The following is a 9,155-nucleotide window of genomic DNA, read 5'->3' as shown; positions in this document are numbered from 1 at the left end:
AGCTGCCGGAAATCTGCCGGAGCAAAACAAAAACAACAAATGTGTAAACCGGCCGCCAGAAACGGCGGTCAAAAAATACGCTGGTACTTATGATTTACCGTGTACAATATGCCGGTAGGCCTTAACAGCAGATTTCTGGCAAAATAACGGGAGCGTATCAATTTGATATGCTCCCTGATTTTTGGATCAGTCTGACAACTTTGGCTTTGTCTATTTCTTCAAATTTTCTATAAACCCGGAGACAGCGGATATAAGCCAACCCAAGCCAATAATAATTAACGAAATTTTCCACCCGATACCATTATCAAAAACAAAGACAAATGTATATAGAGCAAATAAACTAACAGGAATGGCAATTCCATATAACATCAAATGAAACTTCCTCTTTTTTTCTTTATCCATTTATTCTCACCTCATTGACTTCTAATTCGACAACTTAGGATTTTTCTGCTTAACAAACTGGATTTTTCCAAATACTCTATTTTTTTAAGATGTCGATATCTGCATGAAAATACATTATGCTATCAGCACAATTATGATAAGGAAAAAGAGAAAGAAAGTTCCCCATATAAGGATCAGTGAATTTACATGCAAAAAAGTCAATAAAGCTAAAGTCAGACAAATTCCCAGCACCGTAAATATAGTATAAATTTTTCTGCCTGTGATGTCTTTCCTGTTGCTGATAAGAAGATAAAACCCTATGGGAATAAATGCAATAAAAGCGCCTGCAACAATTCCTCCACCTATACTTCCATAGCCATAAAATTTTATAAAAAATGTAACAAAAAACATTGTGATACACGAAATACATGCAATGATCCTATCCTGCTGTTTATTTTGCTTATTCATTTCAACAGCATTTTCCATCAAATGAACAATGATTGTATCGTCCTGGAAAAGTTGGACTTTATCTTTTTGTCTTTCTGAGTGCATCAATTCAAGAACTGATACTTCAAGAGCCTCTGCTAAGGGCAGCAGCAAATTTATATCCGGGAAGCCTTTTCCCCGTTCCCAACGGCTTACCGCTTTGTCTGTTACCATTATTTTTGCTGCCAATTCTGATTGTGTCATACTTTTCTCTTTGCGGCACTGTGCGATAAAAGCACCAAATTTTTGAGCATCCATCCTACCACCTCCCGGCTATTATCATACAATAACCGCTGTTATTTTTAAATCGATGCTTCGTTTACTTTGCAATTTTAATAAAAAATCTTTATCCATTGCAAAAAAATATCCTAAATTAACTTCCATTTTTCTGCTCTACAACTTAGGATTTATACACCAAATCCATTTGTTAATCCGATAAAAACCAAAATCATTCCTGCTATTCGTATTCCCTTTTTCGCTTTTTCTTGTTCTAAATTTGTTATATTTATAGGATATACAGGGTTAATGAAAAAAACAATACCTGTAAAAGCCCACGCAAGGTTATAGTACATATCCTTAGCGAACCATAAAGAACTTATAAATCCCACAATAACTAAAACCATAGTAACGATTATTTGCGTCCGGAAATTTATTCTCATTTTCGATTCCTCCACAAATTTCATTTTATTGCTGGCTTTATTATACTATGCCCAGCTGTTTTCGGGAATAGATGAATTGTAAACTTGCTGGGGGAAACCGCTAAAGACAGCCTCAGTTTTTTTTCATAAAATAGACGGCGATTACTCCAACTAATAGCGGGAATATAACACTTCCATAGTTTACTCCACCAAGTCCTCTCGCATAGATGCCTTGCACTAAATAGCTAATCCCTATTAAGAGGGCAATAATTGCTAAAATTAAAATTACTATGCATACTTTCCTTTTTTTCATATATGTTATTCTCCTATCTTTGAGGTATCTTCAAGATAAAATTCAAGGTACCCACATTTAGGACATACAGCGACTCGAATCTTACCAAGGCTACTCTTAAACAATCCCGGCTTAGTTATCTTTAATCCGTATGCTCCACCCTCAACTTTCACATCATAATTTGCAACCATATCACATTCACAACGCACACACTTTCTCATAATAACATCTCCTATCAAAAATTACGGCGTTTACTGCGTTCGGGTCGCCCTCATGGGCTTTGACGATTGTTTCATAGGCGAGAAGTTTACTCATAGTCTTTTCCCTCCATGAGCCGCCGTAGCCGCTGCAAGGCAAGCTGGATATGCCGCCCCGCTGTGCTGCGTGTCCGGTCGATATGTACGCCGATCACGCGCTGCGGCTGGCGCAGGAAATAGTACCGGAAAATTTCTTCCTGTGCCTGCTCCGGTAAAAGGGCAAGGGCGGCAGCAAGTTCCGCATGGTACAAAACGGCGGTTTGGTCGCAGGCGGTAAAAAGATTATCCTCCTATAAACTGGAAGTTTTCTCTTTCTTATTTTGATTGTAGCATTTCTTATTCCACAACGAACCTACTAACATACCGATTGCAGAGATTATCGCTCCGGCTATAATCATTCCCAAATCTGGGGTATTCAGTTTGTTAAAAGTAATGTTGTTTGCCCTATACGTCAAAGTGGGAAAAGGCGCGGCGCGGCTTACCGAACAGGCGTTACAGAAAGCAATCCAAAAGTTTTTGGAGCAGAAAAGCAAACCCGCGCATGGGAAACAGACCATGCGGCAGCTTATGAAGCAGAACGCGGGTGTTTCCAACATCGAGATCACCGACAGCAATATTAAAGCCTTTGAGAGTACGGCGAAGAAATACAACATAGATTTTTCGCTAAAAAAGGTTAAGGGCGAGCAGACCCGTTACCTTGTGTTTTTCAAAGGCCGGGACGCGGACGTTATGACCGCAGCGTTTCAAGAGTTTTCCGCAAAGAAGCTGAACCGGGAGAAAAAGCCCTCTATCCGCAAAGCCCTTGCCGCTGCAAAGGACAAGGCGAAGCAGCTTAACGCCGCCCGCGACAAGGTAAAGAAAATGGACAGGGGGCGCGAGATATGAAGCAGATCAACTACAAAAAGCTGATACTTCCGATTGCGGTGCGAAAATGCACATTCGCATAGATTATCGGAATGGCGGCAAGCGTCATGTTGCCTATTGCAGCGAGTACCACAAGGGAAAAGCCAAAAACCCCAAATGCAATTCCCCGCACATCATTGACGCGGATTTGCTCATGCAGACCATCGCGGAAGTGCTGAAGAAAATCGAGGACTATTCTATCAGCAACTGGGCGGAATTTGAAGCCTTAGTGAAAAAGAACCTTGCCATGCAGCAGACCGACAAGACCAAGAAACAGCAGAAGCGTATCCCGCAAATCACGACGCGCCTTGAACAGATTGACAAGGTGCTGAACAAGCTCTATGAGGACAACGCCCTCGGCACGATCCCGCAAGACCGCTATGAGCAAATGTCGCAGAAGTATTCAGAAGAATACTATGCGCTGAAAGCGGAGCTTGCCGAGCTGCAAGAGCAGCTATCCGCTTTTGAGAACGCGGGCGGACGGGCGCAGAAGTTTTTGAAGCTGACGGAACGCTACGCTGCCTTTACCGACCTGACCCCCGCCATTCTCAACGAGTTTATCAGCCGGATTGAAGTGCATGAGCGCGACAAGAAAAGGGCAAAACAAGCCATTCAGCACATCGGGATATATTTCAACTATATCGGCAAATTTGAGAACGAAGTGACACAGCTTACAGAGCCAACGGAGCAGGAAATCCGGCAAATGCGGGAGAAAATCGAGGAAGCCCAAAAGGAAAAGAGCCGCGCCTACCACCGGCAGTATTCAAGGGAGTACCGGGCGCGTAACCTTGAAAAGCGACGGGAGTATGACCGCATGAAAGCACGGGAATACCGGGCAAAGAAAAAGGCACAGGAAGCCGCCGCAGCACCCGCACAGTAAAACCGAATACTGACAACCAAGAGGGATTTTCCGGGCTACGGGAAATCCCTCTTTTGCACCCAGAGAAAGGAGCCGCCTATGGCAGAACAGAACGGGACACCTCAATCCCCCGACAGTGTTATCACGACACAGAGGGACGGACAGACCATCGTTGCGGAGTTGTTTTTCAACCACAGCGGCACAGAAACATTCCGCGACAAGCTGCTCAAAGTGATACTTGCCGACAGCTTGCAGGACGGTCAAGAGCCGGAAAAAACGAAAATCACGCGATAGGAACCGCCCGGACGAAGAATGGTTCGCCGGGGCGGTTTCTATTTGAAAATCCCCATTTTCCCCAAGTCAAGAGCCGGGAAAATTCCCTCAAAAATGCCCCTCTCTCCAAACGAGGGCGCAGAAAGGAGAGTTTATGCGAACAGGGCTTCCCAAGCAAAAAAAGATCACAGACATCTGGTTTGATGAGAAAGACCCGTTGATCCATATCCGTACCCACAACACCGACTTGAAGAAGCGGCTTGCCGCCTATGCCGAGCAGCACCCCGATGTGTGCCGCCAGACCGACGCAGACCCGGAAACGGGCTGCATGGAGTTTGACATTGAGAAAGGCCGCTTCTCTTTCCGTCTGACCGCCCCATACAGCGAGGAACGGCGGGAAGCGGCGCGGCGGTATGCCAGAGAGAGCAACGTCGCCGACAGGCTGAAATAGAGTTGAAATGTTCATAGTTTTGTGCTATACTTTTTCTAAAAGCAGAGTAATACTGCGGAATTGATTGGAGGACAACACAATGGTTACATTTATGAGATTAAGATAAAACCGCGAGTTATGTTGCGGTTATCCGTATTGCATAACTCGCTTATTGAAGCAGAGATGTAATTACGGAGGAAAAACAAATGAATAATAATTTATCACGCTTTGCAGACAGCAAGGTTTATTTTCAATGCCCAATTTGCACAAAATCAATGGATATACAAGGCAATAGCCTAATTTGTAGACATGGACATTGCTTTGATATTTCAAGATATGGGTATGTAAATTTGTTGTTAAAATCATCGCCCAAAACCAACTACAGCAAGCGGTCTTTTGACAACCGGCACCAAATTTTGGAGTATGGCATGTATGATGTTGTGTTGGAGAAAATCATACAGTTTATTTCTGATACGCCATCTATAAGAAACATTTTAGATGTTGGTTGCGGCGAGGGTTTCTATGCAAGGCAGATACAGCAAAGAACAGAACGAAACATCTTTGCCTTTGACTTGTCAAGGGAGGCAATACAGATTGCATCAAAAAAAGACAAGCGCAAAGCAGTGAAGTGGTTTGTTACTGACTTATCAAAAATCCCTTTGAAAGACGGAAGTATGGATTGTATTTTAGACATATTTTCGCCTGCACACTACAAAGAATTTCAGCGATTGCTATCTCCTAACGGATATGTTGTGAAAGTAATTCCTACGAAAAATCATTTGAGGGAAATCAGGACTAAAGTGCAAGCACACTTGAAAAATCCAGATTATTCAAATGAGTCTGTCGTTGAATATTTTGAGAAATATCTTAAAACCATTTCAAGAGAAACGGTTTCAGCCACCGTACAGTTGTCATCAGAACAAAGAATGTCGTTTATTGAAATGACGCCGCTTCTCTTTTGCGTTGAAAAAGATTGCGTTGATTGGCGTACTCTCACACATTTGACAATCGAAGCTGATGTTTTAATAGGAATGTATTAAAGGGCGTATTGATATTTAATATTCCCATTTATTGAGCAGAACGGAGTAAACCAAACACCCTAATCAAAAGGACAGCCGAGGAAATCGACTGTCCTTTTTCTATGCCGACAGGTAGAAAGGAGTGACCACCCATGACGAAACCGAGAGAAAAAAAACGCGAGGAATTGCAAGCCGAGATTGAGGACGGGAAGAAGAAAATCCGGCAGCTTGAAAATCGGGAAAAGGTGTTGCGGCAAAAGTTATCCCAAGAGGAACGCCGGACGCGCAGCCACCGGCTGGTCGTCCGAGGCGCAGTCTTTGAGAGCATTGTGCCGGAAGCCAAGACCATGACCGATGAGGAAGCCGCCGCCTTTCTCCGGCTTGCCCTGACGAGCGAGGAAGCGCGGGCTTATCTGAAAAAACGCACCGAGGGCGGGAAAAGCGAATAATCCCTTTGGAACAAAGGGCGCACTTATACACCCTTGCGGGCGTGTGCGCTCTGCCGAGGGCGTATCTCCGCACAGGGAACTTTCCCCGCGCTCCGATATGGCGGCTTTGCCGCAACAAGGGGCTGCACCCCTTGCGCCGCTTACGCGGCTATCCCTGCACACCCACAAAAACAGTACACCCGCCGTTGGCGTCTGTACCATTTTTGCGGGTTTGGTTATCCTATCCGGGAGGTGATACCCATAGCCATTTACCATTGTAACATCGGCATTGTGAGCCGAGGAAAAGGCAAGTCAGCCGTTGCCGCAGCCGCCTATCGAAGCGGCGAGAAAATCACAAACGAGTGGGACGGAATGACCCATGACTACACCCGCAAGCGCGGCGTTGTCCATACGGAAATCCTACTGCCGCCCCATGCCCCGCCCTCTTTCTCTGACCGTTCAACCTTGTGGAACAGCGTGGAGCTTTACGAGAAAGCCGGGAACGCCCAGCTTGCCAGAGAGATTGACGCAGCACTCCCCATAGAATTATCCAGAGAGGAACAGATCCGGCTTGTCCGTGAATACTGTTCCTCTCAATTTGTTTCAAGAGGAATGTGCGTTGATTTTGCCATTCACGACACCGACAGCGGCAACCCCCATTGTCATATCATGCTTACCATGCGCCCCCTTGACGAGCGCGGCGCATGGGCGGCGAAGTCCAAAAAGGAATATGACCTTGACGAGAACGGCGAGCGCATACGCTTACCAAGCGGCAGATACAAGACACACAAAGTTGACCTCACAGGCTGGAACGACAAGGGCAACGCGCTTTTATGGCGCAAGGCATGGGCGGATATTTCAAACGCCTACCTTGAACGCGCCGGACACCCGGAGCGTATCGACTACCGCAGCAACGCCGAGCGCGGCATTGACGAGCTGCCCACCGTCCACATGGGCGTAGCGGCCTGTCAAATGGAGAAGAAAGGCATAGCCACCGAGAAAGGCGAGCTGAACCGGAATATCCGAAAGGCAAACCGCCTTATCCGGGAAATCAGGGCGCAGATTGGAAAGCTCAAAGAATGGATTGGCGAACTGTTCAAGGCGCGGGAAACCGCCCCGGAGCAGCCCCCGCAATCCCCCGGCCTTGCAAATCTGCTGATGAAGTATTTAAGCGTTCAGAGAGAAAAGAGCCGGAAGTATTCGCAGAGTTGGCAAAGGCAGCACGCCGCCGATGAACTGAAAACCGTTGCAAAGGCGGTCAACTATCTTTCCGAGCATGGTATTTCTACCCTTGCGGAGCTGGACGCTGCCCTTTCCTCTGTCAGCGACCAAGCCGACGCTATCCGGGAGGGCATGAAAACCGCCGAGAAGCGCATGAAAGAATTGCAGAAATTGATTGAATACGGGAAGAACTACACCGAGTACAAGCCCATTCACGACGAGCTGAAAAAGCTGAAAAATGGCTGGACGAGCAAGCGTGACAAGTACGAGGAAGCCCACCGCGCCGAGCTTACGCTATGGAACGCAGCGAGCCGCTATCTCCATGCAAATCTGCCGAAAGGAACAAAGACCTTGCCTATTGCGGAATGGGAACAGGAATATGCCGACCTCAAAACACAGAGGGACAGCGATTATGCCAAACTGAAAGATACCCGCGCCGATGTTTCCGAACTTCAAAAAATCCGCAAATGCGTGGATATTGCACTCCGCGCCGACCAGCCGGAGCAGACACAGACCCGCACAAAGCGGCACGACATAGACCGATGAAAGGAGTGAGTTTTTTGTACTACACCCAAGAACAGATAGACCGGGCGAACCAAGCCGACCTTGTTTTGTTCCTGCAATCGCAGGGGGAACCGCTGGAACGCGCCGGACAGGAATACCGATGGAAACGGCACGACAGCTTGACCGTCCGGGGCAACAAGTGGTATCGCCACAGCCAGAGCAAGGGCGGCGGCCCCATTGATTTTGTCATGGAGTTTTTTGGCAAGAGTTTTACCGAAGCCGTTGAACTTCTCACAGGAGAAAAGGGAGCCGCACCGCCGCCGGATAGACCAAGCTCCGCGCCCCTCTCCGACTTCCGGCTACCGCCCCGCAGCCCCGACAACCGAACAGCGAGGAACTACCTCACAGCCGCCCGCCGCATTGATGAAGATGTGACGGGCTTTTTCTTTGCCAGCGGCGATATTTACGAGGACGCAGCCCACCACAACGCCGTATTTGTGGGGCGGGACGAGGACGGAATACCGCGCTACGCCCACAGCAAGGGAACGGCGGGAAACTTCCGCCTTGATGTGAAAGGCAGCGACAAAGCCTTTAACTTCTGCTACCGGGGCGAGGGCGAAAGAGTGTTTGTCTTTGAAGCCCCCGTTGACCTGCTTTCTTTCCTCTGCCTGTTCAAAAAGGATTGGCAGAAGCAAAGCTACCGAAATATGATACCGGGTTACAAGGTCATAGAATACCTGTAAACTCGGCTGTTGTCCCTTGTTCTCGATATTCGCAAGGTAGCGCGGGGAAATATATAACTCGTCGCTTACCTTTTTGCGGCTCTCGCCGTATTCATTTCTCGCGGCTTTTATAGCTGCCCCGAAAGCCTTAAAGTCGTACAATGGTACGGGTCTTTTTGCCATTTTCATTCACCCTGTTACATTTTACAGTTCACCTTTCTTTTTGGATATGTCCACACAATTCATATCATTAGGTTAAATACTTCCTGTTGTGTATTGACAGTAGACTGATTTTCTGATAAAATAAAATTTATGTAAAAGGAGGCGGCGTTTATGTTGCATAGCATGCGTATTAGATAAGCATTGAAAAAAAGGATTTTCCCATTTTCAACATGGGCTTTTTTGTCATGCTTATTTTGCGGATGCTATACAAAAAACTAACGACGTATAGATATAGTATAGACATAGTGCAAGCTATGCCTTAGTTTTGTTGTACTGCTCTGTGCATTATAAATGCAGGTCAATGCTCATGTTGAGGATTGACCTGCATTTTTTTGTGTAAAAAGGACGAGTGAAATATAATGCTTAAAAAATATTGGATAAAATGTCCGATTTGTAACGGAAAGACGAGAGTTCAAGTATTTCATAATACTGTATTAAAAGATTTTCCTCTTTTCTGCCCTAAATGCAAATTGACGCATATCATTGATGTAGAAAAATTAGAGATTGTAATCAAAAATAC

13 protein-coding genes and 3 pseudogenes are annotated in these 9,155 nt (G+C 46.2%); 9 read left to right on the top strand and 7 right to left on the bottom strand.

All coding sequences use genetic code 11. From position 1 onward, the window contains the following. Positions 1 to 210: 210 nt before the first annotated feature. From H6A13_RS12010 to H6A13_RS11985, 6 genes are all read right to left on the bottom strand, one after another. Positions 211 to 402 (bottom strand): hypothetical protein, encoded by a 192-nt coding sequence (locus H6A13_RS12010; RefSeq protein ID WP_204909790.1) that lies wholly within the window; start codon positions 400 to 402, stop codon positions 211 to 213. Positions 403 to 516: 114 nt separating this feature from the next. Beyond that, positions 517 to 1,125 (bottom strand): helix-turn-helix domain-containing protein, encoded by a 609-nt coding sequence (locus H6A13_RS12005; RefSeq protein ID WP_204909789.1) that lies wholly within the window; start codon positions 1,123 to 1,125, stop codon positions 517 to 519. Between the two features lie 149 nt (positions 1,126 to 1,274). Continuing rightward, the gene (locus H6A13_RS12000) at positions 1,275 to 1,526 is read right to left on the bottom strand and encodes a hypothetical protein (protein ID WP_204909788.1); all 252 of its coding nucleotides are present in this window, start codon (positions 1,524 to 1,526) and stop codon (positions 1,275 to 1,277) included. A 112-nt stretch (positions 1,527 to 1,638) separates the two neighbouring features. Beyond that, positions 1,639 to 1,818, bottom strand: coding sequence for a hypothetical protein (locus H6A13_RS11995; RefSeq protein ID WP_204909787.1), 180 nt, complete (start codon positions 1,816 to 1,818; stop codon positions 1,639 to 1,641). A 5-nt stretch (positions 1,819 to 1,823) separates the two neighbouring features. Next, complete coding sequence (locus H6A13_RS11990) at positions 1,824 to 2,018, bottom strand: nucleic acid-binding protein (protein ID WP_204909786.1); 195 nt, start codon at positions 2,016 to 2,018, stop codon at positions 1,824 to 1,826. An 86-nt stretch (positions 2,019 to 2,104) separates the two neighbouring features. Beyond that, positions 2,105 to 2,305, bottom strand: a complete 201-nt coding sequence (locus H6A13_RS11985) for a hypothetical protein (protein ID WP_420827233.1) — start codon at positions 2,303 to 2,305, stop codon at positions 2,105 to 2,107. A gap of 181 nt (positions 2,306 to 2,486) precedes the next feature. Here H6A13_RS11985 and H6A13_RS11980 point away from each other — a divergent pair, with 181 nt between their 5' ends. The 8 genes and pseudogenes from H6A13_RS11980 to H6A13_RS11945 form a co-directional block, all read left to right on the top strand. Next, positions 2,487 to 2,939 (top strand): PcfB family protein, encoded by a 453-nt coding sequence (locus tag H6A13_RS11980; RefSeq protein WP_204909792.1) that lies wholly within the window; start codon positions 2,487 to 2,489, stop codon positions 2,937 to 2,939. A 31-nt stretch (positions 2,940 to 2,970) separates the two neighbouring features. Continuing rightward, positions 2,971 to 3,837: pseudogene (locus H6A13_RS11975) on the top strand (DUF4368 domain-containing protein); the annotation flags it as partial. A 78-nt stretch (positions 3,838 to 3,915) separates the two neighbouring features. Then, the gene (locus tag H6A13_RS11970; RefSeq protein WP_022030172.1) at positions 3,916 to 4,110 is read left to right on the top strand and encodes a transposon-encoded TnpW family protein; all 195 of its coding nucleotides are present in this window, start codon (positions 3,916 to 3,918) and stop codon (positions 4,108 to 4,110) included. Between the two features lie 133 nt (positions 4,111 to 4,243). Beyond that, positions 4,244 to 4,540 (top strand): P-loop NTPase family protein, encoded by a 297-nt coding sequence (locus tag H6A13_RS11965; RefSeq protein WP_022030173.1) that lies wholly within the window; start codon positions 4,244 to 4,246, stop codon positions 4,538 to 4,540. 185 nt (positions 4,541 to 4,725) lie between these two features. Then, positions 4,726 to 5,559: a methyltransferase domain-containing protein gene (locus H6A13_RS11960; protein WP_002584969.1), complete on the top strand. Its 834-nt coding sequence runs from the start codon at positions 4,726 to 4,728 to the stop codon at positions 5,557 to 5,559. A 131-nt stretch (positions 5,560 to 5,690) separates the two neighbouring features. Next, entirely contained in the window at positions 5,691 to 5,987 is a 297-nt protein-coding gene (locus tag H6A13_RS11955; protein WP_002592867.1) for a DUF3847 domain-containing protein, read from the top strand. A 231-nt stretch (positions 5,988 to 6,218) separates the two neighbouring features. Next, complete coding sequence (mobQ, locus tag H6A13_RS11950; protein WP_204909785.1) at positions 6,219 to 7,733, top strand: MobQ family relaxase; 1,515 nt, start codon at positions 6,219 to 6,221, stop codon at positions 7,731 to 7,733. 14 nt (positions 7,734 to 7,747) lie between these two features. Further along, positions 7,748 to 8,401: pseudogene (locus tag H6A13_RS11945) on the top strand (DUF3991 domain-containing protein); the annotation flags it as partial. On the opposite strand, the pseudogene H6A13_RS11940 reads toward H6A13_RS11945, so the two are convergent. Continuing rightward, a pseudogene (locus H6A13_RS11940) lies at positions 8,336 to 8,596 on the bottom strand (helix-turn-helix domain-containing protein); the annotation flags it as partial. The pseudogenes H6A13_RS11945 and H6A13_RS11940 overlap by 66 nt on opposite strands. A 398-nt stretch (positions 8,597 to 8,994) precedes the next feature. Between H6A13_RS11940 and H6A13_RS11935 the strand changes: the two are divergent. After that, positions 8,995 to 9,155: cysteine-rich KTR domain-containing protein (locus H6A13_RS11935; protein ID WP_204909791.1), on the top strand; the 161-nt coding region annotated here is incomplete at its 3' end.

It is taken from the genome of Mordavella massiliensis (genome assembly GCF_016902415.1).
GTDB lineage: Bacteria > Bacillota > Clostridia > Lachnospirales > Lachnospiraceae > Merdimonas > Merdimonas faecigallinarum.
This window is presented reverse-complemented; position numbering and strand designations above follow the sequence as displayed.

Excerpts from the sequence above, each read along its gene's own strand:
- H6A13_RS12010 (WP_204909790.1), bottom strand. The coding sequence starts at position 402 with ATGGATAAAGAAAAAAAGAGGAAGTTTCATTTGATGTTATATGGAATT.
- H6A13_RS12005 (WP_204909789.1), bottom strand. The coding sequence starts at position 1,125 with ATGGATGCTCAAAAATTTGGTGCTTTTATCGCACAGTGCCGCAAAGAG.
- H6A13_RS12000 (WP_204909788.1), bottom strand. The coding sequence starts at position 1,526 with ATGAGAATAAATTTCCGGACGCAAATAATCGTTACTATGGTTTTAGTT.
- H6A13_RS11995 (WP_204909787.1), bottom strand. The coding sequence starts at position 1,818 with ATGAAAAAAAGGAAAGTATGCATAGTAATTTTAATTTTAGCAATTATT.
- H6A13_RS11990 (WP_204909786.1), bottom strand. The coding sequence starts at position 2,018 with ATGAGAAAGTGTGTGCGTTGTGAATGTGATATGGTTGCAAATTATGAT.
- H6A13_RS11980 (WP_204909792.1), top strand. The coding sequence starts at position 2,487 with ATGTTGTTTGCCCTATACGTCAAAGTGGGAAAAGGCGCGGCGCGGCTT.
- H6A13_RS11970 (WP_022030172.1), top strand. The coding sequence starts at position 3,916 with ATGGCAGAACAGAACGGGACACCTCAATCCCCCGACAGTGTTATCACG.
- H6A13_RS11965 (WP_022030173.1), top strand. The coding sequence starts at position 4,244 with ATGCGAACAGGGCTTCCCAAGCAAAAAAAGATCACAGACATCTGGTTT.
- H6A13_RS11960 (WP_002584969.1), top strand. The coding sequence starts at position 4,726 with ATGAATAATAATTTATCACGCTTTGCAGACAGCAAGGTTTATTTTCAA.
- H6A13_RS11955 (WP_002592867.1), top strand. The coding sequence starts at position 5,691 with ATGACGAAACCGAGAGAAAAAAAACGCGAGGAATTGCAAGCCGAGATT.